Consider the following 24992-nt stretch of genomic DNA (forward strand, 5'->3'; position numbering starts at 1 on the left):
TGCCTTAAAAAGGCAGGCGGTAAATATTATTATTTTTAAGGGAGTTTTACTATGAAAAAATTGTTTATGTTAATGGCTATTGCTGGATTATGCGGATTTGCTCTGGCCTCAATGCCTGTAAGCAACGGGCTTGTGATGCATCTTTCCGCCGACGAGATACCCGAAGTATCGTCGGGTAACCCTGTAGGAGTTTGGCCGGACTTGTCCGGCAACGGAAACCACGGAACACAGTTGGAAGCTTCAAGGCAGCCTGTATTGCAAGACAGTGTATTTGGAGCGCAGCCTGCTCTGTATTTCGACGGCAGCGATGATGTTATGTGGTTAACTGATGCAGCTTCAAGCGTAACGGTTGACAGCCTTACTGTTATAGTTGTAGGGCAGTTCGTAAATCTTGAAGATACTGATCAGTATATGCTTGCAGGTTGGGATGACAGTGTAAGTGATTCCCGTTTGCGTATTTGTCTTTCATTTCTCTGGTCGGATCAAGATGCACGTATCTTGAATGTCCGTGTTGGTAATTCAGGGGACAGGCCTGGATGGGCACCTGATGCAGATTCACAGCCGCACGTTTTCGCAGTAGATTCAGGTGTTGATTTCTACACCGACGGGGAGTATCTCGGAACATCATCCAACTCTTCGACCTCCAATCCGGCAGGACTGAATATTGGAGCTATACGCGGAACGAGTGGTTTCTTTAATGGGAATGTAGCAGAGGTAATAGTTTACGATCGAGTTTTAAGCGAGCAGGAGTATGACAAGATCGGTGTTTACCTTGCAAATAAATATCCTGTAATCGACGGTGTTTTCAAGAACGCAGCCTTCGACGGAAGCCCCGACGACGAGATTAATGTGGCTCTTGATGCGAGCCTCACTTGGAACGCTGGGTTAAACCCATCAGATATGACTGCGGTAAACCCAGATATTGAAAAGCATAACGTATGGATGAGCAGTGGAGACCCGCAAGACAGCGAGCTCAGCCTTGTTGGCTCTGTTGATATTACTGATTATACAGATCCTGCTGCCGATGGAGTTTATTCTCCGTCTTTATCTATGGACAGTAAATACTATTGGGCTGTAGAGGAAGTGATGGCAGACGGACAGGGCGGCGTCTATCCGGACGGAGACCCGAACAACCCGATGAGCGAGGTTTGGAGCTTTGAAACTCTCAAATCTGTGCCAGTGCTGCAAGGGCCTGATAATAAGAAGGTTTTCCCCTCTGAAACTGCGTCTATTCAGGTTGGCATTACGACAATCAGCGAGCTAACTTCTGTAGAGTGGTACAGGGCAGGAGAACCTGATATGCTTATAAGCGATGCCGATCCTGATGTTACAATTCTAACCGACAACACATCAACAACGCTTGAAATCGCTAATGCAGATCAGGCAGATGAGGGCTCTTACTATGCCGTTGTTACAAACAGCGGCGGAAGCTCAACATCTGAGACAGCAAAGCTTTCAATAAAGAGAATGCTTGCAGGTTATCAGTTTGAGCAGAATGTTGAAGACACTTTAGGCCTGAATGACGGGAGCTTAGTCAGCGATCCCCTCGCATATACCGCCGGTTTTGCTGAATCAGACGCTCAGCAGTATGCAGCAGACCCTAACGGCACAACTTATGCTGAACTGCCCGAGGATGCATATCCAAAAGCCGGCTTCGGAAACGGCCTCGAGAATTTCACTATAACCGCCTGGATTAAACGATTAGATGATTCGGAGCAGTATTTCATCGGCAATTTCAACGAAGGGCCGAATACAGCAATTCAGTTTGGCTTTTTGAGCGGAGCAGACTTGCGTCTTCTCATAAGGCAGAATGGGAACAACAGCTCAACAGACTATATACAGGCCACTGTCTCCTCTGAATATATCCCTGAAGGAGAGTGGCACCTTCTTACAGCTTGCTTCGACGGTTATGCAGCAAAGCTTTATGTAGATGGTATTTTAAGAGAGGAAGTTGACAATGGATCTGAGCTTGCTAACTTCTCAGAATGGGAACAGCCGGTTACGCTTTTCGGAAGAAATCTAAGGGGAAGTGTAAGCGATAGATTCTCAGGACAGATTGATGATATGCGAATATTCAACTATCCGCTTACTAATGAGGAAATCGCAGCTCTATATTACGATGAAACCGGCGTGAGACAATGTATCTACGGTTACCCAGAGTTTGACATTGCTGGCCCAGAAGGAACTCCAGATTGTGTTGTCAATCTCTATGACTTCGCAGAATTCGCTTCAGAGTGGCTGTTAGATAACAGATACGTCCCGGAAATGTAATCTAAAACCTTTTTTTTAATGTTCTTATGCCGGGCAGTTTTGTAAGCTGTCCGGCTTTTATAACGTAATATATATCTTTCATTAAAGGTCAGCTGAAATACTCTTGGTGTATATAGTTTTTTTATGCCTGAGAAAACCTGCTATTATTAAATAACGTACTACAATACATTCGGTCGCGGCTGATCAGAAGTTTTCGATAAATTATATTCTAATCGCAATTAAAATATTCTTTCTGATACTCAAATAAGGTTTACTATGCTTAATAATACAGCTTCTTTTCTTTCGATTATGCTTTTGTTTGTCTCATCAGGTTTCCCCAGCGATTCACTGCAAATACCCCCTGAAGGCAATTTCACGCTTTTCAGCGATTCTGACACTGCTGAAATAATTGTTGATTCAGAAGATTCAAAGGTGGTTCATACTGCCGGAGAGTGTTTTATCAAAGATTTAAAGGCGGTTAGCGGAAGAGAGGTCGATATCCGCTCCTCAATGCCTGAAATGGCTGAAAATGTTGTGCTGATCGGCTCTGCTGGTAAAAGCAGCTTTATTGATCAGCTTATAAGCGAGGAAAAATTCGATTCCTCCGCTATCGACCAGCAGCAGTGGGAGAGTTTCGTGCTTACTGTTGTCCAAGAACCGTTCGAAGGGGTTTCTAAAGCTCTGGTTATAGCGGGCAGCGATCCGAGGGGCACGGCTTTCGGAGTGTTTGAGCTTTCGCAGATGATGGGGGTATCTCCTTGGATTTGGTGGGCGGATGTGCCTGCAGAGCAGAGAAACGAGTTTCAGCTCAGCGATATTTTTTACAAGACAGACAAACCCGACGTTAAATACAGAGGAATATTTATTAATGATGAAGGCTGGGGACTGCACACTTGGGCAGCAAATACTTTTGAGCCTGAATACGGCCATATCGGCCCAAAAACATATTCTAAAGTTTTTGAACTTCTGCTCAGGCTAAAGGCCAACCATATCTGGCCGGCTATGCACGATTGTTCAGTGCCTTTTTATCAGAATATGGAGAATAAGGCAGTTGCAGACAAGTACGGCATAGTTATTGGGTCGAGTCACTGCGAGCCTCTTCTCTACAATAACTTTGCCGAGTGGGATACATCAGTTGACGGCCCTTGGGATTACACCCAAAACAGCGAGAGGATAAAAGAGGTTTTAGACCAGCGTGTTCAAACGGCTTCCTCAAACGAAAATATTTATACTGTAGGAATTAGAGGTATGCATGATTCGGGTATGAGCGGGGCCGATTCCCCTGAGGATGGTGCGAGGATTCTTGAGCAGGTTATAGATGATGAGCGGGAAATATTAAGCCGCCATATTGACAAGCCGGTAAATGAGATACCGCAGGTCTTCGTGCCCTATAAAGAAGTGCTGGACTATTATGATGCCGGCCTCGATTTGCCTGAAGATATAACCATTATGTGGGCGGAGGATAATTTTGGATATATAAAACGATTCTCAGACAGCGCAGAACAGCAGAGAAGCGGCGGCGGAGGCGTTTATTACCACTTGTCTTACCTCGGTGTTCCGCATCCATATATCTGGCTCTGTTCCACAAGCCCCTCACTTGTATGGCGGGAGATGAACCGTGCGTGGCAGATGAATATGCGTGATGTGTGGATTGTGAATGTGGGCGATTTGAAGAGACGAGAATGGCAGATGGAATTCTTCCTTCAAACTGCCTGGGATATCGATAAATGGAATAGGGATAATGTATCTGATTATTTCGATGAAGTTGCAGCACGAGATATTGGGCAGGAATATGCCGATCAGATCGCTGATATTATGAGGCGTTATACAGTTTTGGCTAATCAGAGAAAGCCTGAGCTGATGGGCTTTGCCAATCACTGGTGGGGGATGAACGAACCGGAAGATCCTGCTTTTACACTTTTCGCCCATTCAGACCGGGCAGCTCAGAGAATTGAAAACTATAAAGCCCTCAGACAGGATTCTCAGCAGCTTTACGATAATCTGCCTGAAGCAGCAAAAGATGCATTCTTCCAGCTTGTTCATTATCCTGCGGCAGCAGCGGCAAGTATGAACGAGAAACTGCTTTATTCATACAAGAGCAGGGAGTATGCGAGTCAGGGAAGGGCGAGCGCTGATTATTATGCCGCTGAGGCGGAATCTGCATTTGAGAGAATTAAAGAATATACGAGGATTTACAACGAGGAAATCGCAGGTGGAAAGTGGAATAATGTAACAAGTTGGCATCCGGGCTGGCAAGGCGGTTCAAAGGTTTTCTTCTCCCCGCATACGGCATCCGCTGATCTGCCTCAGGATGGCGGGATAGGGGTTGCGATTGAAGGTTCAAGCACCCAGCTCGATTCCGAGTCAGATTATCCCGAAAATGTTCCCTCTATTCTCAGCTTTGGCTGCTCGGATGCGGAGCTTTTCGGCGAAGATATTGAAATAGGCTCAGATTCTGCCGGCAGTTATATATCCGTTCCAGAAGGCAGGGGCAGGGATCTTAGTTTCCCAACTGAGAACAGGGCAGATTTCTCATTTGAAATCCCTGCTGGTTCAGACGGAATTTATGAGCTGTGTGCAGTTGTTGAACATCCCAACGATAACGGCGATTCGTGGTTTATAAAAATGGCTGATAAGCCTCATATCCTTTGGAATGATAATGTAGGCAGCGGCAAATACCGCATAACAGATTTTGAATTGGCCGAAGGGCAGCACACCCTAAGCTTCTACGCAAGAGAAGACGGAGCCAAGCTTAGAAGAGTGATGCTTTTCCCGCCGTCGTTTAATTACCTCCCCGAATTTAATTTCTGCACCGATAAACAACATTTTATTGATATATTTAACAAAGGCCAGAATCCGGTATCATGGCAGGCTTCAGCAAGCAGTTCATGGATAAATCTCAGCAAATCATCTGGTACTGTCTCTAAGAAAGACCAGCGGATATGGGTGAGCATTGATTATGGGAAAGCGCCGAAAAACGAAGATTTACGGGGGAGCATAGAAATTACCTCAGCAGTAAAGGCTTATACTGTAAACATTTCGGCGTTCAATAAAGATTCAGCGGTTGTGGAAAATTCTTTTGTAGAAGACAGTGGTTTTATTGCTTTTAATGCTGAAAACTACTCCGCCAAACGTCCTCGTGGTTCAAGAAGCTGGGAAGTTCTTGAAGGGCTCGGCAGAACCGGCGCAAGTATGGTACTTGAGCCGCTTACTGGATGGTATGTAGAGAATGTTGGCAATGTTCGCAAATCAAGCCCGTATCTGGAATACGATATAAAAGTTTCCTCTGGCGGGGCAGCTTTAATAAATGTTTATGCTGTGCCTTCTTTCTCCCTCGAAAAAGGCAAAGAGCTTCGCTGCGCAGTTTCAATTGATGATAAGAAACCCTTCTGGGTGGAATTTGAGATGGGCAAAGACGGCTCTATGCTCTGGCAGGAGAATGTGGCTTCAGGGGCGATAAAGGCCTCTGAGATTTTAGATATCGATCCAGGCCTTCACAAACTCAGGATTTGGGGCACAGACCCATCGATAAATATCGATAAGATAGAAATTGATTTTGGCGGATTAACGCCTTCTTATCTCGGCGCTGAACAGACTGAGGCGGAGGAGTTCAGCATTGCATCTGAGATGTTTAATTTCCTTCAATTTGCCGAATCTTGGCTTGAAGATGGGCGAGTTGAAATAATGTAACAGTTTTTCTGAAAACATTGCCCTTTTTACTGCTGGAATTGCTAAAAATATTTGTAATTTCAGCAGTATTTTAATATATTCTTCGGGGAATTAATGAGAGGGCAAAATTTGAAAGATCTTACAAAACAATTTTCCGAAGCCAAAGAGCTGATTGAAAAATCAGAAAAGGTGATAATAACTGCTCACCAAAGACCCGACGGCGATGCCTGCGGGAGCGTGAGCGCGTTGTCAAAGATTATAGCGGATATGGGCAAGCAGGTTTTTCCGCTCCTCGTGGATGATTTTCCTGAGTGGATAAATATGCTTTTCGGCGAACACCGGCCAACTGTAATCAATTCGAGCGTTGATAATGAGCTTTGGAAAAAGCTCCCTTGGAAAGACGCTGATCTTATCATACTTACTGATGCCCTCCATCCGGACAGGGCACCCGGTATAGAGGAGCTTTCAGACGGCAGGATCCCCTCGATAGTGTTTGATCATCACCTTGGCGACGACAGTTTCGGCGATGTGAAAGTAGTTGATTCGAGTTCTCCCGCTGCGGGTGAGATAGTATTCAGGTTTGCAAAGTTTCTCGGCTATAAGGCGGATAAGCAGTTTGCCCTCTCTCTTTTCGCAGCAATGGCCACAGACACAGGCTGGTTCAGATACGGCAAAAACCTCCAATCTGCTTATAAGGCCGCTGGTGAGCTGCTCGCAGCGGGAGTTGATACGGAAGAGCTTTTCAGCGTTATCTACGAGCGGGAATCGCTTGCAAAGATGCGGCTTACATCCCGTATGCTCGATTCGCTCAAGCTGCACGGCGGTGCCGTGGTATCCGGCAGGATTACTCAGCAGGATTTCAGGGAAAGCGGAGCTGTTGAAAGCGATACCGAAGGGCTGATAAACAAGCTCCAAGCCCTTGAAGGCATTCAAACTACATTTCTCCTGATTGAAAGAAGCCCTAATGAGATAAAATGCTCTATGAGAAGCAAAGGCGATGTAATTGTCAGGGAAGTGGCAGAGGCTCTGGGCGGAGGCGGCCACGACCTTGCAGCAGGGGTTTCTTTCTTTTGCGGCTTTGAAGAGGCAGAGAGGCAGATTCTCGAAAAGATAGAGATTCAAACAAGTTGATTCACCCGCTAAAACGAAAAATTCCCAAATTACACTTCTAATAGGGAACTTTTATAAATTCGATTTGTCAAACCCTAAGTATAAATTTTGTAAAACGTGCTATTATAGCTATCTGGAGTGATTAATGGTAAAAAAATACAGGTCATTGAAAGCCAAATTTTGGTCTATAGCTTTCCTTGCAGCATTGCTGGTAATGTCTCAGCATCTGCTTTTTGCGCAGCAGAATGAGGAAGTTTCGGAGCGTCAGAAGAGTATTCTTGAGAGGCTCGATATCGAGCTGCAGGAAGGAGAAACTTTCGACGAAGCCATGATGCGGGCAAGGCAGGAAAGGTCTTCGCAGAAGGCCGGTGCAAGGGCGATACAAAATAAGGCAGCGGGGCAGCAAGGCTCTGACCAGCAGGCCGCACAGACCCAGCAGACTGAGCAGAATGGTTCTGACCAGCAGGGGCAGAACGCACAGGCCTCCCAGCAGGAGCTAACTCCCGAACAGCAGGAGGCGATGGAGAGAAACAGACAGGCCATGGAAAAGGCTATGGAATTTCTCAAAAAAGCCAGACAGCAGCGGGAAGAAGCGAAAGAGAAATATCCTGAGAAATTTGAGCAGAAAAACCAGCCTCAGCCATCAAAACAAACTCAGACAAAAAATACAGCCAGACAAGACGGCCAGACACTCAAGCCGATAAAGCAGGGCGATACTGTTCAGGCAGCAGAACTTCCGGCCGCAAAAGAAGCGGCTGAAGGCGATTTTGACGTACCGGAAATAGGAGATGCCAATAAGAAGCTTAATTTGAGCGTTAAGCTCCCTGAAAAGGTGGAAATTACATCTCTTATAGAGCTTGTTGGAAAGCAGCTCGGGCTAAACTACATCTACGACCAAAACAAAGTGCGCGGCGAGGTGATGCTCAAGGTTCACAACGGCAAGATCAAGGTGAAAGACCTGTACGGCCTGCTTGAGTCTGTTTTGAAGTTCCGCGGATTTATAATGACACGCCGCGGGAATCTGGTAACTATTGTAACCAAGAACGAGGCATCAGAGCTCGACCCTGCAATAGTGGAAGGCGATCAAGACGTAAAGCCCGGTGATGTTATAATTACAAGAGTTTTCAAGCTCGACCACATAAACACCGATTCGGCAAAGAAGATGCTGATGAGTATGAAGCTGGGGATAAGCATTGTTGATCTGCCTGAAACTAGGAGCTTAATCGTTACCGGCTATTCATACCGAATGCCTCGAATCCAGAAGATGCTTTCTCTTGTGGATGTTGCAGGTGAGAAGCGAGTTTTTGAATACCGTAGGCTCGAATACACGCTCGCATCATCTCTGGTGGATAAGGTTGAAGCGCTTGCTCAAAACCTCGGAACAGTTGATGTAACTGTCTCCTCCTCTTCTTCCTCGCAGCGGCAGCCTGTAAGGCGTGATTCAAAAGGAAGAATAATTCCCAATAAGAAAAACGGAAGCTCATCGTCCACAGTGGGGCAGGGAAAAACTGAAGGCGTTTATCTCGACGTTGATGACAGGACAAACCGCATTCTTATGATCGGCACAGAAGAGGAAATTAAAGAAGTAGAAGGGCTTATTGAGGCCTTTGATGTTCCAAAGCAGGACCTTCGCAAAATACAGCAGTATGATATTGAGTTCGTAGGAGCGGAGGTAGTGATTGATGCCCTTGAGCAGCTCGGAATTGTTGCTGGCGAGCAGTCTTCAGCAAGCAGGCTTGCCACGGCGAGAAGACCCAGGGGCAGCACGCAGCAGAAATCCAACAGCCCTTCAAACGCAGTGATAGAAGATGCCAAGGAGGTGCTGGAGGACGAGCCGCAGGTGGTTCTGCTGGAAACAAGCAATTCTCTGCTGGTTAATGCTACAGACGAGCAGCACGAAAAGATACATTCGATTATAGGATATATTGATGTGGAGCCGGAGGAAGATGCGGCGCCGGTGAAGGTGTATCCGCTTGAGAATCAGTCTGTGCAGGATATCGAGGAAACGCTCGTGGAAGTGGTGGAGAGGATTGCAAAGGATAAGGCGGAAAAGGCCGGCCTTTCCGGCCAGAGCTCTGCCGGCGGCAGTTCATCTTCAAGGGGTAAAATCCAGAAAACTTCGCTCAGCTCCAAGGGAGCCGGCAATACCGAGGTTACAATCACAGGCGATGAAGGTACGAACTCTATTATCGTTTATGCAAACAAAAAGGATCAGGACTGGATCGAAAAGCTTATCACTGAGCTCGACAAAAAACGCCCGCAGGTGCTGATTGATGTTACACTTGTGGAGGTGAGCCAGAAGGATGAATTTGAATACGATCTTGATGTTGCTACAAGCAAGAATGGGCTTGACGATACGAGCGGAGCAATATCTGCCCCTATAAACGCAGGGAATGTTGCTTTGGGCAATTTCCTTGAAGGAAGATGGGATACAGAAAACGATAAATTTAAAGGGTTCTATTCAGATTCTGATATCCAATCTCTCCTTACCGTAATGAAGAAAAAGAATTACGGCCGTATTATGGCAAAGCCCAAACTGCTTGTAAACGATAATCAGGAAGGTACGATTGAAACTACTACGACTACCTACAAGCCGCAGACCCAAACTGATTATGTGGGCGATGAAAATCCCACTGCTGTAGAATCCCAAACTTGGGAGGCCTATAACGCAGGTGTTAATCTCACAATCACTCCACATATCAGCGAGGGCGATCTTTTGAGACTTGAAATTAAGGTGAATCGAACCGATTTTGATTATTCAACATCAAGCTCGACCAGTGAGCGCCCTTATGATGAGATAAAAAGCGATGTTAAGACAGTAGTTACTGTTCCTGACAGCAGCACTATTATCCTTGGCGGCTTGATTTCGATCAATCAGGGCAAAGGCGGAAGCAAAGTGCCTATACTGGGAGATATTCCATTAGTAGGGGGACTTTTCAAAACTGTTAGTAACAGTGATGACCAATCCAAACTCTATGTTTTTGTTAAAGCCAACATATTGAGGCCTACGAGCGGCACAAAGACCGGCTTGGATGATCTTTTAGAACAATCTGAGCTTCAGCGTGAATCGTTTGAAGAGGCTGAACAGAATTTCCACAAATATCAGGATTTCCCCGGCCTTGAAAGCAAAAAAATGGAGCCTGATAAAGTGTTAGAAATGGAATAGGTTCCGTTAGCAGTTTAAGGTCTATTTTAGAGTAAAAGATATTGATGAGCAAATTAACCAAACAGCAGATATTTGAGAGACTTAACGAGGAATCGAAAAACCTGAAAAAGCAATTTTCGGTTTCGAGCTTAGGTTTATTCGGCTCGTTTGCACACAATCAGGCAGGCGAGGACAGCGATATTGATCTGCTCGTTCGGCTTGACAAACCGACATTCCGAAATTATATGGGCTTAAAGCATCATTTTGAAAAAGAATTCGGCAGAAAAGTTGACCTTGTAATGGAAGGTACAGTTAAGCCGCGTCTGCGCTGCAAAATAGACAGTGAGGTTGAATATGCCGAGGAATTTTAAAGTAAGGATTCAGGATATCTTGGACGCAGTCAATTTTTCGGCTGATGAATAATTTGCATCAGTTTATCGCCGAAATGCAGAATTATATTCAGAGTGAAGATAAAGAAGAAATATTTAGTACAGCAAATGAATTAGAAAAGATGTTAGTAACATTGGCAAAAAAATAAAGGCAAGTATCGGCTAAGTGAAGTGGGCAAAGCATTCAGCTCCCTATTGCCTCGTGCCTCGTGCCTATTGCCTTATTCCTAACAGAAAAAAATATGAAAGAATTATTAGTAAACAAAGCTAGAGAAACGGGAATAGTTGACGGTGAGCTCCTTGAGCGTTATCTCGGGGAGAATTCCGGCGATCCCCGCCGCATAGATGATCTTGTTCTGGGCTGCCATAACTTCACAGAGGAATCGGTTCTCAAGCTTTTTGCAGAGGCCCTTGATATGCCTTTTGTTGAAGAGATACGCCCAACGGATGTGCCGGCAGAATTCATCGATAATGTCCCTGCGGTTTATGCTCAGAATCATTATGTGGTAGCTGATTCGGGCGGCGGGGAAGGAATGCTTCGTGTGATAAGCTTCCAGCCGCTGAACTTCGAGGTTTACGACAACGTCTCCCGTATGACGGGCATGGAAGTGGAGCCGGCAATTTCCACAAAAACCAACATAACAGCAGCGATCGATGAAGCCTACGAGCAGAAAACAAGTGTTGCAGAGGAGGTGGCCGAGGAGCTTGATTCTCAGAATCTGGACAATTTGGTAAACGAGGTATCCAGCTCCGACGACCTTCTGGATGTTGTAAACCGCCCGCCGGTGATAAGGCTCGTGAATGATATATTCTTCCGTGCTCTTCAGATGCGGGCAAGCGATATACACATTCATCCGTTCGAGAACAAAATCCAGATCCGATACCGCATTGACGGCATACTCTACGACAGCCTCAGCCTCAACCGCAACGTACTTCCCTTGATTATCTCGCGTATCAAGGTTATGGCGGGGATGGATATCGCTGAGCGCCGCCTGCCCCAAGACGGGCGAACAGCCGTACGTCTCGGCCAGCGTGAGATAGACCTTCGTGTAAGCACTGTGCCCACCGCCTACGGCGAGCGGTGCGTGCTTCGTATTCTCGATAAGTCCAAAGGTGTTCTTCAGCTTGAAGACCTCGGCTTTATCGGAGAAGACCTCAAAACATTCGATCAGCTCCTAAAGAAATCTCACGGAGTAATATTTGTTACCGGCCCCACGGGAAGCGGTAAGAGCACGAGCCTATATGCAGCTCTTCAGAGGATTAATTCCTCCGAGAAGAACATTATGACAGTTGAAAATCCAATCGAGTATCAGCTCGAGGGCATAAGCCAGATGCAGGTGTCTGAGAAAAAGGGTATGACTTTCGCAAACGCCCTTCGCCATATACTCAGGCAGGATCCTGATGTGATTATGGTGGGTGAGGTTCGTGATGAGCAGACTGCAAGAATGGCAATTCAGTCTTCGCTCACAGGACACCTTGTTTTCAGTACGCTCCATACAAACGATTCAGCAAGCTCTATGAGCAGGCTCATCGATTTGGGCGTGGAGCCGTATCTGGTGAGCTCTTCGATTATAGCAATAATGGCCCAGAGGCTTGCAAGGAGAATCTGCCCGAGCTGCAGGGTGGAATATCGCCCGAAGTCCCACGAGCTCCGCGAGCTCGGCCTCAGTGAATCCACAGACACCCATTTCTATATGGGCGAGGGATGCGAGAAATGCTTCAACACCGGCTACCGCGGCCGTATAGGGCTGTATGAGCTTCTGGTGGTAAACGAGGAGCTCCGCAGTATGGTATCGGATAATCTGCCTGCAGGGGTGCTGAAGAAGAAGGCCGTTGAGCAGGGACTCAAAACGCTTCGTATGGACGGAGCTATGAAGGTGATGGCCGGCGATACGACCATATCAGAAGTTCTCAGGGTAACACAAACAGACCTGCTTTAATACCGGAGAATCTTATGCCTCGCTACAGTTATACTGCATACAACCAGAACAGCAAGAAACAGAAAGGAACAGTTTCTGCGGAGAATTCCTATGATGCCCGCAAGCAGCTTAGAAACCGCGGTCTTCATCCGCTCAAGGTGGAGGAAGTTAGAGGCGAGGGCGGCAGCGAGGGATTCAGCCTCAAGCCCACAAACCCTTCCAAGCTTGTAGGAGAATTCTCTAAGGAGCTTTCCCTTCTGCTGAAATCCGGCATCAAGCTAACAGACGGGATAGGGGTTCTCTCCGAGCAGCAGTCTCATTCGGGCTTCAAGAACGCACTTTCCGATATAAGAGAGCGTGTGGTGAGCGGAGAATCTTTTGCAGAGGCGGTTAAAGATTATCCGCAGTATTTTGATGTGATTTATGTTAATATGGCGAGGGTGGGTGAATATACTGGCCGTTTTGCGGAAAATCTTGCTTCGGTTGCAAATTTTATGGAAAAGCGCCAGAAGATGCAGTCCCGCCTTGCTACGGCTATGATATACCCTGCAATACTGATCACATTCGGCATAGGGCTGATGATCTTCTTCACAAGCTTTGTTATTCCAAAAATGGCCACTCAGCTCCAGAAAATGAATCAGGAGCTGCCCGCTGTTACCAAAGGGGTGATTGCTGTCAGTGAGGTGATCACTAATCTCAAAGCTGTTCTTGCTATTGTGGTGGTGCTGGTGCTTATTGGGCTTTTGTTCAAGTATATTTTGAGAACAAGCAGGGGGAAGCTGCTTTTCGACAGGCTCGTTGTCAATATGCCTGTTACGGGAAAACTGATGCGTGAGAGCATTGCAGCCCGCTTTGCAATGACCCTCTCGGAGCTGCTTCGTTCCGGGCTGCCTGTGGCAGAATCGCTCAAGGTGGTCTCAGATGTTACAAGAAATATGGTGATGGTGAAGGCCATTGGCGAATCAAGAGACAGAATTATGACGGGCTCAAGCATTGCCGCTCCGCTGAAAGACAGCGGAATACTCGACAGAACTACCGCCCATATGGTGGAGGTAGGCGAGAAAAGCGGTGAGCTGGAACTGATGCTCCAGAATGTGGGGCAGAAGCTTGAGGCCTCTACAGACACATTTATTGAAAGACTGAATGCAATAATAGAGCCGGTGATTATTATTTTTATAGCTGCCGGCATTGCTACACTTGCCCTTGCGATGATTTTACCGATTGTCCGGTTTACAACTGGGCAGATCTGAGGCAGTTTGATTTGTATTAAAATTAACAAAAAAGGAGTATATAAAATGAAAAAACGTAAGATGAATAAAGGCTTCTCGCTTGTTGAGGTTATGGCGGCTCTGATTATCATCGGCCTGCTTACAGCGATTGTTGCTCAGAACTTCCTCGCCCAGACAGACAAGGCGAGAGTTAAGCAGACCAAAGCCAATCTAAAGATGCTTCATAATGCTGTTTCGCAGTTCAAGCTTGATACTGGAAGATATCCTTCTGCAGATGAAGGCCTGAGCGTGCTCGTGGAAGAGCCTGCAGATGTGCAGGGCTGGAATCCCAGCGGATACCTCCAGACCACTGACCTGCCTACCGATGCATGGGGGAATGAATTCTTCTATCAGGAATACCCCGAGAGCGGCAAGCCGTTTGTGATTATCAGCTTTGGAGCCGACGGCGAGGCCGGCGGAGAGGGCTACGATGCAGACCTTTATTCCACAGATGCAAACTGAATTAGGGCAGATAACGCCTGCTTCCCGAAATCACAATGCCGGCAGGTAATATCTGCGGGAAACGTTTTTCGGGCAGCCGGTGAATGGTGAGATTATGAAAGGATCCCCGAAAAACATTCTTGGTTTTTCTCTTGTTGAAATGATGATGTGCCTTGTGGTAGTGGGGCTCATAACGGGGATTGTTATATACGCCTCAAACACACTTTCAACAAGCGCAAGATTTCAGAGACAGGCGTATCACATACTTGAAACTTTCAGGGAAGCATCAATCGCTGCTTCTCAGTCAGACCGCCGCTACGGCGTGATGTTTGATTTTATCAATTTTGAATACGTTCTTTACGAAATAAATACAGACCAGCCCTACAGCAAGGGCTTCGAAACCCTTAGAGAAGAGGACATACTTGAATCACGCAGCTTCAATGATTACTGCGAGCTTCTGTATGTTCAGTTCGACGACGGCGAATACATAGACAGCACCTCTGAGCAGGGCAAGGCCCTGTTCCTTGTTGGCAAAGGGGGCTGGGACTACGGCGGGAAGGTAGTTCTTTCCGATATTGAAGGGAATCTTCATTCTATTGTAGTAAACAGGCTCGGAAACAATCCTGAGCTTCTCGAGGGAGACGTTCAGCTTTTAGAGCCGGCGTATGATTTGAGCTTTTGATGAAAACTTTGAGCCAAAACAGAAAAGCCTTTACGCTCCTTGAATCTATGGCAGCATTGTTTGTAATGGGAATCGTAACCACGGGGGTTATGGTTACTATCTCAAACTGCATCGATTCAATGACAGATATGCGTCTAGAGCAGGAGGCTGTGAAGCTCGCAAGAGAGAATATGGAATATCTCCTTGCAGAGAAGGATGTGCGCGAGTATGTCGAAAGCGGGGTGGATGAATACAATCCGAATCTCAGCTGGGAGATGGGCTATGAGGTGAAAACCTTTCCCGAAACAGATCAGCAGTGGATTAAGGCTTTTTCTATGGTCGAATTCTACAACAGCGATAATGAGCTTGACAGTGTGGAGCTGGAAAACTGGCTTGCAAAGCTGAGTATGAGAGAGTCTCAGCAGCTTGAAGAGCAGCGCCAGTTAGAGCAGGAGTATCTCGATCAGCTTGCAGAAGACGATTCCGAGTATTCAGATGAGCAGAAAGATGGACAGAGCTCGCAGGAAGAATCTCAAGCTCAAGGTGAAGACCGAGATGCTCGAAACGACAGCGACGAAGACTCAGACTCCCCCAGCTCCCAGCAGGACTCAGAATCTGGGCAGCGACAGCCTCAAAGCGATTTTGAGAATCTCAAGGATGAAGTAATGAATATGTTCGGAGGGCAGGAATGAGAAAAGGCCTTACTCTTCTTGAACTTCTTGCAGCTCTCGCTGTTACCTCAATTATTCTAATCACGATGGTAACGCTTTTGTATGCCTCTCAGAATACGCTGAAAACGATTAACACAGAGCTGGACGAAAGCACAAGGTCGCAGGAAGTTTTGCAGAAAATTGCAGAGGATATAAACGAATTTGCCGCTGAAGGGGAGAATGTAACGTTCAAGCTTGAATCAAAAAATACGCCGGAAGGATTGCTCTACAGATTCGAAATGATCAACTATTTCAACACCAGTTCTAATCAGAAGGATGTTTTCAAAAAGGTAGTTTGGCAGAGTGATTTTGATGTTATGCTCGGCACATTCGTTATCTACAGAAGCAGAAGCGGGATGAAGCTTGAAGACAGCGTCGTAAGCACTGAACAGCAGCAGAACCCGGAAAGAGAAATATACGTGCCCGTAACTACCGGCGCCACATACTTCAGCATTCAGGCCTACGATAATGACAACCTGCTTGATGAGTGGAAAGATGATAATATGCCGGGCGCTATGTTTATTGGCATATCCTTCGCTCCGCCCGTGGAGCTTATAACAGGCGAGGTGGTTGTGCCAGAGGAAGACCGCTCATACAGAACAGTATCTGTGAGCAGATCCAGAAACTACGACTTCAAGTTTGTGGAGAAAGATCTGGAAGCGGAGTATGAGGAGCTTCTCGAAGAAGATGAAGAAGAATCTGAAAGCGAGCAGGACCCTGAGGCTCAGGAAAAAGCGGGCAGAGAAGACAATCCGGAAATCCCTGCTTCCGGATCTGACAGTGCAGGTGGTGAATCTGAAGCATTAGAGAGGGGCGAATGAAAAGACGCGGCTCAGGAAACAGAAAAGCAGCAGCGCTTATCATTACAATGATGGCAATGGCCGTTCTTGTTTCGATGAGCTATGTTACTGTATCCAAGCTTCTTTCGCGTGAAAGGCGCCACAACTACATTGTAAACTATATGAAGGCAAACTATGCCTGCGATTCTGCAACCAGATACGCCGAGAACCGGTTCAACAACAGCGTTGATTTGGATCTCAAAAGCAGAAGATACCTCCCCGATTTTTCTGATTTGTTTATGCAGGATACTGAGCAGTATCAGTTTATGCTTTCTCAATTCGCCGAATCGCTCGCTCAGCGAAAATCAGAACGCTATGAGCATTACGTTCAGACAGGCGAATTCGAAATTGAAACCGCCCGCGGAGAAACAGAGCTCTTGATTGATGAGCTGATAAACGAAGGCAAGGGCAGTTCAGGGGAGTTTGCCGAGAGCAGCGGAGATTCTTCGCTTTCAACCAACGCAGCCAAGGCAAGGACTCTCGCTTCTGCTGTTGACCCGTCAAAGCTTTCTGTCCCAGGGCCTTACGGCCCGAAATGGCCTAATATTATTGAGCCCGTAGAGATGGAGCTTTCCGAGGCAGAGATTAAGATTACCATTGAAGATGAAAACGCAAAATATCCGGTTGTATGGGCTTTGAGCAACAAAAAGGGCAATACAAGGGAAACAGAAGCTTCCACACAGATCTTCACCGAATGGATGGGTATGGACGAGCAAACGAGGAAAAGTTTTTTTGAGTCTCTCGAACAGGCGCGGGAGGTTAAGCCCTTCCAGATTGATATGGACCCGGGATACGTTACGAAAAAGGAAAAATTCAAGACCCGTTCGGTAGTGCGTGATAAAGACGGGAAGCGGAAATCCGTGTTTAAAACAAGATATCGCACGCGAAGGGTTCCAAGGGGACAGAATTCCCTGTATATGGATTTTATGTATGTTCTCAAGGGTCATCTGGATATCCAGAGGCTCAAACAAAATTACATCTCCGACGAATACAGAAACGAAAATATTGCAAAATACCTCGGCCTCTGGGGCACTAAAAGAGTGAATGTAAACACTGCCCCAAGGCAGGTGCTTGAGGCCCTCTTTGTTTATGGCGGCGATGAGGTAGATTTGGCCGATGCCGTGATAGCGGAGAGGTATCAGGAGCCTTTCAGGAGCTTTGACGACTTAAGAGATCGGCTCTACAGCTATGCCGATTCGCTTGATAAAGTTGAAGACAGAGTTCTGTGCAGAAGTATATGCTGGTCTGTCCATATTGAGGCTGTTTCGGGCAATGCCTCAGCCCGCTCTACAACTGCCTTTATGAGGGATAAAAAAAGATATGTTAAGATTGCAACAGTTTATGAATAATAAGCTGCTATTTTTATTTGGAGCTGAAAATTGGAACACGGAAAACATTTAGGAATATTCATATCCGGCGAAACAGCCTACGCAGGCTTGTTCTCTGCCAAAGCCGGGCAGAAAAAGCTTTTGCAGAGCTTCAGCGTTTCTTTGGCTGGTCAGGAGGAAGATTCCTCCAAAAGCCTCGGAAGGCTTCTTGCAGAAAAGATATCAGAGCTGGAGATAAGCTATGATTATGTAGGTCTTGCGCTTGGAAGCGGAAAATTTGTGCAGCATTATGTTACAAGCGGATTCACCGACCGCCGCCGAATTGCCAGGACAATAAAATATGACGTAGAAGACGAAGTAGGCGTGGATGTTTCCACTCTCACCGCTTCGTTTATCACTCACGGTGAGGCACCCACCGGCGGAACAAACTGCACAGTTTTTACCTCCAAGAAAGCGGAGCTGATATCGCTTCTGAAAGATTTACAGAAAAATAAAATCGACCCTGAAGTTATTCAGCCAGATTCTATTTGTTTCCTAAGGGCAGCGGCAGGACAGATTGAAACCCCAAAGCAGGGCTCAGTGCTGCTGGCAGGAAGAAGCGAGAGCTACGGATATATCGGTATAATAAGCGCTTCAAGGGGCATTGAATACATCCGTTCTTTCAAGACAGGCTCGTCCCGCTCAGATTCCGACATCGCAAGAAGGATAGCTGCAACAATCGCCGCTTGCAGCCCCGCAGAGCCTGTGGAGAAAATCTGCATAGCCGGCAGCAATATAAATCCATATTCGATTCAGTCTATTTCGGGGATAGATGCGGAAAAGATTGAAGCCCCGGATGAGCACCTCAGCGGATTTGAGTATGTTCTAATGGGCGCATCAATGATGTCCAGGGAGGATGCTCAGAGCGATTTAAGAATCGATTTTATGCCGTATCAGGGCAGAAAAAGAATCATCAGAACATCGCTGAGTGCTTTGTATCTTGCAGCGGCTGTAATTGTTGCAGTTTTCGCGTGGAAGGCAACTCTCCACGCGAACCATCTATCCCAGTGGGAAAATCAGGTTTATGAAAAGGTGGCAGAGGAGTATTCTGTTGCAATGAAAGGCAGGGATATGGATAATCTGGGCAAGGCCGAACTCAGCATGGAAAGCGAGATAAACCGTCTCAGGCGGATAAAGGCTGGAGAGACAGCAGATGTGGAATCCGTGCCAACGAGGCTCCAGTTTGCCCTTGAGATTCTCAACTCAATGCCGAATAAGGAATCTGTGAAGCTTGATTCTGTAAGCATAACAAGCAGGGCTCTCCGCCTCGACGGAAGCACCTCCAGCAGAAGAGATACGCAGAATTTCCTGAAGAAAATCGACAGTCATGAAAACCTGCAGCGTTCTCAGGAATCATTAAAGCAGGTGGGTTCCGAAGACAGCTTTACTGTTAGCCTGAATACGAGAAAGTGATGGGATGATATGGAAGACAGAAAGATTAAAATACATTTTATTTCTTTTGGTATTCTCGCAGCTGTAGCTGTATGGTATGCTGCTGCGCAGTTTTTTCTTGTGCCGAAAAATGAAATGTCCCTTAACAACAGCATAAAAACAGGCAGCAAGGTGCTTGCAAACTGCGAAAAGATTTACGATCTTGATCCTGCACGCCTGAAATTTTCAGAGGCGCGCAAAGAGGTGGGCAAGTTCCAGTACACAACGGTTGTCGATAAGCTCGCAAGAACCCATGGAATAGGACCTTCTGATTACGATATCCGAACTGAGGCAGTTATAAAACGCAGCAACCGGCAGACGCAGGGAGCAACTATGGTGATAAAGACAGTTGATATGATGAGTCTCACTTCATTTATCAATGAGTTTCTCGAAACATGGCCAGGGCTCGAGATAGACACTCTGGATTTGCGTTCTAATGATGCCGAGGACGACTGGAAGGCTACTCTTCGCTTCACCTACACTGTCAAATAGTTTTTGAGCCTGTAAAGATAATATGGATCAGTTCAACTTAAAAAGCCAATATAACCCTTCAGGAGACCAGCCCGAGGCAATCAAAAAGCTTGTCGAAGGGATAAGCTCCGGCCGGCGTCATCAGGTGCTTCTTGGCGCTACGGGAACGGGCAAAACCTTCACGATGGCAAACGTGATTGAAACAGTGAGGAAGCCTGCGCTTATTATCTCGCACAACAAAACCCTCGCAGCACAGCTATATGAAGAAATGAAGGAGCTGTTTCCTGATAATGCAGTTGAGTATTTCGTTAGCTACTACGACTACTACCAGCCTGAGGCGTATATCCCCCAGCGGGATATATATATCGAAAAGGATGCAAGCAGAAACGACGATCTCGACCGACTACGCCTTGCTGCTACAACGAGCCTTCTAACCCGAGACGATGTGATTGTGGTATCCAGCGTTTCGTGCATATACGGCTTAGGCTCGCCGGAGGAATACAAAAAGAACGTGGTGCCTGTGATTAAGGGCGATATTATCGAACGCGATGATTTGCTTGGACGGTTCGCCGATGTACTCTATGAACGAAACGATATTGATTTCACCCGAGGCACTTACAGGGTTCGGGGAGATGTTGTTGAGGTTTGGCCTTCCTACGAGTCATACGCTGTTCGAGTGGAGTTTTTCGGCGATGAGATTGAGAGCATAAAATACATAAACCCCGTTTCAGGCGAAGCCCTAGCGGAAGAACAGCAGGTTTTTATCTATCCGGCAGCGCATTACATAATGGCACAGGACAGAGTGCAGAATGCCCTTGAGTCTATCCAGCAGGAGCTTGATCAGAGGCTCGCAGAATTCCGAGAAGAAGGCAAACTCCTTGAAGCCCAGAGACTTGAAGCACGTACGAAGTACGATATGGAAATGATTGCAGAAGTTGGTTTCTGCAGCGGGATAGAGAATTATGCAAGACATCTTGCCGGCCTTGAGCCAGGAGCCAAGCCCTACACACTTCTCGATTATTTCCCCAAAGATTTCATTATGTTTATCGATGAATCCCACGTTACCCTCCCTCAGGTACGTGCTATGTATGCAGGCGACAGAAACAGAAAGCAGGTCCTCGTTGACCATGGCTTCCGCCTTCCAAGCGCAATGGACAACAGGCCTCTTCGCTTTGATGAATTTGAGCAGCGTCCTGGCAGAACCGTTTACGTTTCCGCAACGCCGGGCGATTATGAGCTCAACCTCACCGGCGGGGAAATTGTAGAACAGATTATACGTCCCACAGGCCTTCTCGACCCGAAGGTAGAGGTGCGTCCTGCAAGCAATCAGGTTAGTGATGTTAAGTCTGAGATTTATGAAAGAGTGGAAGCGGGGCAGAGAGTTCTGGTTACAGTGCTGACAAAGAGGCTCGCTGAAGACCTAACAGATTTCTTCCAGAAGGAAAAAATTAAATGCCGCTATCTGCACAGCGAAATTGATGCGATAGAACGTGTTGATATCCTGCGTGATCTAAGGAAAGGCGAGTTTGATGTGCTGATAGGCATTAACCTGCTTAGAGAAGGGCTGGATCTTCCGGAGGTTGCAATGGTGGCAATTCTGGATGCAGATAAAGAAGGCTTCCTCAGGAGCGAAACATCCCTTATCCAGACAATAGGCAGAGCGGCAAGAAATGTTGATTCAAGGGTTATACTCTATGGCGATAAGGTTACCCCGTCTATGAAACGTGCTATGGATGAAACCGAGAGAAGACGCAAGATTCAGATGGAGTACAACAAAAAGCACAACATCACACCTGAGACAATCAAAAAAGCCATCAGATCAGCCCTCTCAGATTCACTGAAGGCGAGAAAAACCGCAAGACAGGCTGTTTCTATGGACGAAAAAGAGTATGATAAGACCGAGATGGTGGCTATGCTGGAAAAAGAAATGATGAAAGCGGCAGAAGAGCTGGATTTCGAGAAGGCCGCCAAGCTGCGGGATAAAATTAAACAATTTGAATCAATGCCCAAGATAGAAAAGAAGAAATAGAAGAATCGATGGAGCAAGTGTTTTGTTCGAAACAAAATATTGACTTAACTGTCGAATATCATTGTAATATACAGAGAAAAATGGGACTGGTATATACCGGGTAGAATTATGCTTAGATTATTTCAAATATTTTCTTTTCTCGTTCTGATAAGTTCGGTGGTGATGGCTGTGATGCTTATCAAAAAGCCCGCACCTGAGAGCGAGAAAGTGCAGGAATTTCTTGCAAACGCCTCTGTAGCTGAAGAGTTCAAGGCGAAAGCGGATACCTCTAATTCAGATCAAAATTCTGAATCTGCTCTGGTTAAGGCGGCAAGGCAGTACACAAAAGAGCCTGAAGAACCTCAGCCCAACAGAAACATCAGCCGCTCGAATACAAATCCGAGGCCGAAGAACAATACTCCCGATCCCCAGCCGAAAAAACAGCAGGAGCCTAAGCCCCCTTCGCCGATAAAGGTGCGTTTTACGCTTGAGGGAACGTGCGTTAATGAAGACCGTCCGGAGCTTTCGATGGCCTTTGTTGACCTCCCGGGAGAAGGTAAGAAATGGGTTTATCAGGGACAGACAGTCGGCCATTTGAGGATTCGCAAGATCAACGAGGACTCTATTTATCTGGACAATAATGGCTCTGTTTCTGAGCTTGAAATTAAGGAACATAAATCCTCAATCAAGAATATCCTGGAATCTGTGGCCCCTGCTGAGAAACAGGTTTCTTCTTCCTCATCGCAGGCTCCGCTTGAAAAACCGCAGACACAGAGCCAGCAGAATACAGAGCAGTTTGTTCCGCAAGCTGAAGACCCTCTTAAAGAAATGGGCGGGCTGCCACCAGGGGCGAGTCCTGAACAGCTCGATGACCTGCGGGAGAAGGTTAGAAGGATGAACGAAGACGCTGCGGAAAAAGGCATTAGAGGTAAATAAGTTTAATGAAGCTGCCTGCATTAGTCCGCCTTCTAAGACCTGCCCACTGGGTGAAAAACGGTGCTGTTATTCTGCCGGTAATATTTGCGGGCAGGGTTTTTGATGCTGGAGCAATAGTTTCTGCGGCCGCAGGCTTTGTTCTTTTCTGTATGCTTTCTTCTGCGGTTTATTCGATAAATGATGTGTTTGATGCTGAGGAAGACCGCCATCATCCCAAAAAGCGGCTCAGGCCTGTAGCAAGCGGCCAGATTACCCCCAAAGCCGGCCTGCTTGCCGGCGGGATACTCGCTGTTTCCGGTTTGGCCTTGAGCATTTTGCTGGGAATGTCATTTCTGATTTTCTCAGCAGGATATTTCTTTATGCAGCTTCTATACAGCGCAAAACTGAAAAGCATTGTTCTGCTGGATGTAATTATTATAGCATTGGGTTTCGTGCTCAGGGCGAGCGCTGGTGCTGAGGCTATAAGCGTGGCGATTAGCCCTTGGCTTTTTGTATGTATGTTTACCCTTTGCCTGTTTATGGGCTTCTGCAAAAGATACAGCGAGATGGTGGCAATTGAAGACAGCGAAAAGAGAAATAACCACAGAAGCACAATGCAGCATTACACCCCAAACCTGCTTACCCACCTTATCACTCTCAGCGGCTCTCTCGCTCTTATGGCGTTTCTGGCATGGTCAACAAGCCCGGAAACGATTGCGAGAATCGGCTCTGAGAAGCTGGTTTACACATTTCCGTTAATCGTTTACGGAACATTCAGATTTGCACTTGTATCCATGCGAGGCGAGTATGAAGGGCCTGTAGATATTGTGCTCAAGGATGTACCATTTACAGTTTCTGTGGCAATTTGGTGCGTCCTTGCAATTTTTCTTTGCAATTTCTGAAAAAATAAGCCATCCTAAAACATAACAATTTATAAGAATATTTTTGTTGAAAGGCTTATGTATGCTCTCAAGAAGACAGGCTCTTAAAATGATGGGGTTCGCTGCGTTTGCACCGGCAGGTTTTGCGGCGGCTTCTAAGAGAAAACCAAACGTAATTGTTGTCTTGTCCGATGATGCCGGATACGCAGATTTCGGCTTTACCGGCTGCCAAGACACCCCAACACCCAATCTCGACTCCCTCTCCCGCCAGGGGACAACCTGCAGGCAGGGCTACGTTACCGCTTCCGTATGCGCCCCTTCCCGCGCCGGACTGATAACGGGCAGGTATCAGCAGCGCTTCGGCCACGAATGCAACGGGCCTAATGCGCCCGTAGAAGGGTATTCGATGGATGATATGGGGCTCGACCCCGCAGAGAAAACAATCGGCGCGCGTATGCAGTCTCAGGGCTACAAAACACTCGCTGTGGGTAAATGGCATCTTGGCTATCAGGAGCAGTTCCATCCTTGCAATAGGGGCTTTGATGAGTTCTACGGCTTTCTCTCAGGCGCCCGGCACTACTTCACAAACAAAGACGTTGACGAAACCCACGCCCTTAGAACATGCGATGAAAAAATCGATGAAGAGAAAATCCGCTACATGACAAGAGACCTCACCGATGCTTCGATGAAATTCATAGAGAAAAATAAAGACCAGCCGTTCTTCATTTACCTCTGCTACAATGCAGTTCATACGCCCATGGAAGCCCCAGACCACCTCATAGACAAATACCGTAAGATAGACCCGAAACGCAGAAGAATCCACAACGCCATGACAGAGTCTCTCGACACCAACGTAGGCAGGCTTCAGGATAAGCTAAATAAGCTCGGCCTTGATGATAACACCCTGCTGTTTTTCGTAAACGATAACGGAGGGGCAACCAACAACGGATCGCGAAACGGAAAGCTGCGCGGAATGAAAGGCTCGAAGTGGGAGGGCGGTATAAGAGTGCCGTTTATCGTGAAATGGCCAGGCGAGATACCTGCCGGCAAAGACTATAACTACCCTGTAAGCACGCTTGATATAATGCCCACATCTCTGGCAGCCGCAGGAGCGGATAAGAAACAAATCAATTCAGGCAAGCCCCTCGACGGCGTTAATCTGCTTCCATATTTGCAGGGCAAAAACAAAAACAGGCCGCATGAGACTCTTTTCTGGAGAAGGGCGGTTGCAGGTGCTGTGAGAAAAGGCGACTGGAAGCTTATTAAAGCAGGCGATAATCCTCTTCTGCTTTTCAATCTCGCTGAAGACGAATCTGAGACTAAAAACCTTGCCAAAAAACACCCTGAAAAGGTCAAGGAGCTGCTGAAGGAATACAAAAACTGGGAAAAACAGCTGCAAGAGCCCAAATGGCGTGAAGGCAAGAAATGGGAACGCAATCAAATCCTCAAACATCGTATGGAAGTTGACACCAGAGAAAAAGAAAGAAAATATCCGTAGGTTTTTTCAGTGAAGTAAAA

The 24992-nt window shown here is 46.7% G+C and carries 18 protein-coding genes; all 18 read left to right on the forward strand.

Annotated elements, in window-relative coordinates:
- Window positions 1–51: 51 nt before the first annotated feature.
- On the forward strand, window positions 52–2271 hold the full coding sequence (locus tag STSP1_RS11355; protein ID WP_085756441.1) for a LamG-like jellyroll fold domain-containing protein: 2220 nt from the start codon (window positions 52–54) through the stop codon (window positions 2269–2271).
- 255 nt (window positions 2272–2526) lie between these two features.
- Window positions 2527–5940, forward strand: coding sequence for a glycosyl hydrolase 115 family protein (locus tag STSP1_RS11360; protein ID WP_085756442.1), 3414 nt, complete (start codon window positions 2527–2529; stop codon window positions 5938–5940).
- 108 nt (window positions 5941–6048) lie between these two features.
- On the forward strand, window positions 6049–7050 hold the full coding sequence (locus tag STSP1_RS11365) for a DHH family phosphoesterase (RefSeq protein ID WP_161491722.1): 1002 nt from the start codon (window positions 6049–6051) through the stop codon (window positions 7048–7050).
- A gap of 124 nt (window positions 7051–7174) precedes the next feature.
- Window positions 7175–10195: a secretin N-terminal domain-containing protein gene (locus tag STSP1_RS11370; RefSeq protein ID WP_085756444.1), complete on the forward strand. Its 3021-nt coding sequence runs from the start codon at window positions 7175–7177 to the stop codon at window positions 10193–10195.
- Window positions 10196–10239: 44 nt separating this feature from the next.
- Window positions 10240–10545 carry a nucleotidyltransferase family protein gene (locus STSP1_RS11375; protein WP_085756445.1) on the forward strand — a complete coding sequence of 102 codons (306 nt, stop codon included), beginning with the start codon at window positions 10240–10242 and terminating at the stop codon, window positions 10543–10545.
- A 260-nt stretch (window positions 10546–10805) separates the two neighbouring features.
- Window positions 10806–12503, forward strand: a complete 1698-nt coding sequence (gspE, locus tag STSP1_RS11380; protein ID WP_085756446.1) for a type II secretion system ATPase GspE — start codon at window positions 10806–10808, stop codon at window positions 12501–12503.
- 14 nt (window positions 12504–12517) lie between these two features.
- Window positions 12518–13732: a type II secretion system F family protein gene (locus STSP1_RS11385; protein WP_085756447.1), complete on the forward strand. Its 1215-nt coding sequence runs from the start codon at window positions 12518–12520 to the stop codon at window positions 13730–13732.
- Between the two features lie 45 nt (window positions 13733–13777).
- The gene (gspG, locus tag STSP1_RS11390; RefSeq protein ID WP_085756448.1) at window positions 13778–14212 is read left to right on the forward strand and encodes a type II secretion system major pseudopilin GspG; all 435 of its coding nucleotides are present in this window, start codon (window positions 13778–13780) and stop codon (window positions 14210–14212) included.
- 94 nt (window positions 14213–14306) lie between these two features.
- Complete coding sequence (locus STSP1_RS11395; protein WP_085756449.1) at window positions 14307–14873, forward strand: pilus assembly FimT family protein; 567 nt, start codon at window positions 14307–14309, stop codon at window positions 14871–14873.
- A complete protein-coding gene (locus STSP1_RS11400) occupies window positions 14873–15544 on the forward strand; it encodes a type II secretion system protein (RefSeq protein WP_085756450.1) in 672 nt (223 codons plus the stop codon). The genes STSP1_RS11395 and STSP1_RS11400 overlap by 1 nt, the downstream gene beginning before the upstream one ends.
- Entirely contained in the window at window positions 15541–16383 is an 843-nt protein-coding gene (locus STSP1_RS11405; protein ID WP_085756451.1) for a prepilin-type N-terminal cleavage/methylation domain-containing protein, read from the forward strand. Before STSP1_RS11400 ends, STSP1_RS11405 begins: the two co-directional genes overlap by 4 nt.
- A complete protein-coding gene (locus tag STSP1_RS11410) occupies window positions 16380–17750 on the forward strand; it encodes a type II secretion system protein GspK (RefSeq protein WP_085756452.1) in 1371 nt (456 codons plus the stop codon). Before STSP1_RS11405 ends, STSP1_RS11410 begins: the two co-directional genes overlap by 4 nt.
- A 30-nt stretch (window positions 17751–17780) precedes the next feature.
- On the forward strand, window positions 17781–19181 hold the full coding sequence (locus STSP1_RS11415) for a hypothetical protein (protein ID WP_085756453.1): 1401 nt from the start codon (window positions 17781–17783) through the stop codon (window positions 19179–19181).
- 9 nt (window positions 19182–19190) lie between these two features.
- Complete coding sequence (locus tag STSP1_RS11420) at window positions 19191–19691, forward strand: hypothetical protein (protein WP_085756454.1); 501 nt, start codon at window positions 19191–19193, stop codon at window positions 19689–19691.
- A gap of 22 nt (window positions 19692–19713) precedes the next feature.
- Complete coding sequence (gene uvrB / locus STSP1_RS11425; RefSeq protein ID WP_085756455.1) at window positions 19714–21699, forward strand: excinuclease ABC subunit UvrB; 1986 nt, start codon at window positions 19714–19716, stop codon at window positions 21697–21699.
- Window positions 21700–21807: 108 nt separating this feature from the next.
- Window positions 21808–22614, forward strand: a complete 807-nt coding sequence (locus STSP1_RS11430) for a hypothetical protein (RefSeq protein WP_085756456.1) — start codon at window positions 21808–21810, stop codon at window positions 22612–22614.
- Between the two features lie 5 nt (window positions 22615–22619).
- Window positions 22620–23495 (forward strand): decaprenyl-phosphate phosphoribosyltransferase, encoded by an 876-nt coding sequence (locus tag STSP1_RS11435; protein ID WP_085756457.1) that lies wholly within the window; start codon window positions 22620–22622, stop codon window positions 23493–23495.
- A 61-nt stretch (window positions 23496–23556) separates the two neighbouring features.
- On the forward strand, window positions 23557–24972 hold the full coding sequence (locus STSP1_RS11440; protein ID WP_085756458.1) for a sulfatase: 1416 nt from the start codon (window positions 23557–23559) through the stop codon (window positions 24970–24972).
- The last annotated feature ends 20 nt before the right edge of the window (window positions 24973–24992 follow it).

The organism is Sedimentisphaera salicampi (assembly GCF_002117005.1).
Taxonomy (GTDB): domain Bacteria; phylum Planctomycetota; class Phycisphaerae; order Sedimentisphaerales; family Sedimentisphaeraceae; genus Sedimentisphaera; species Sedimentisphaera salicampi.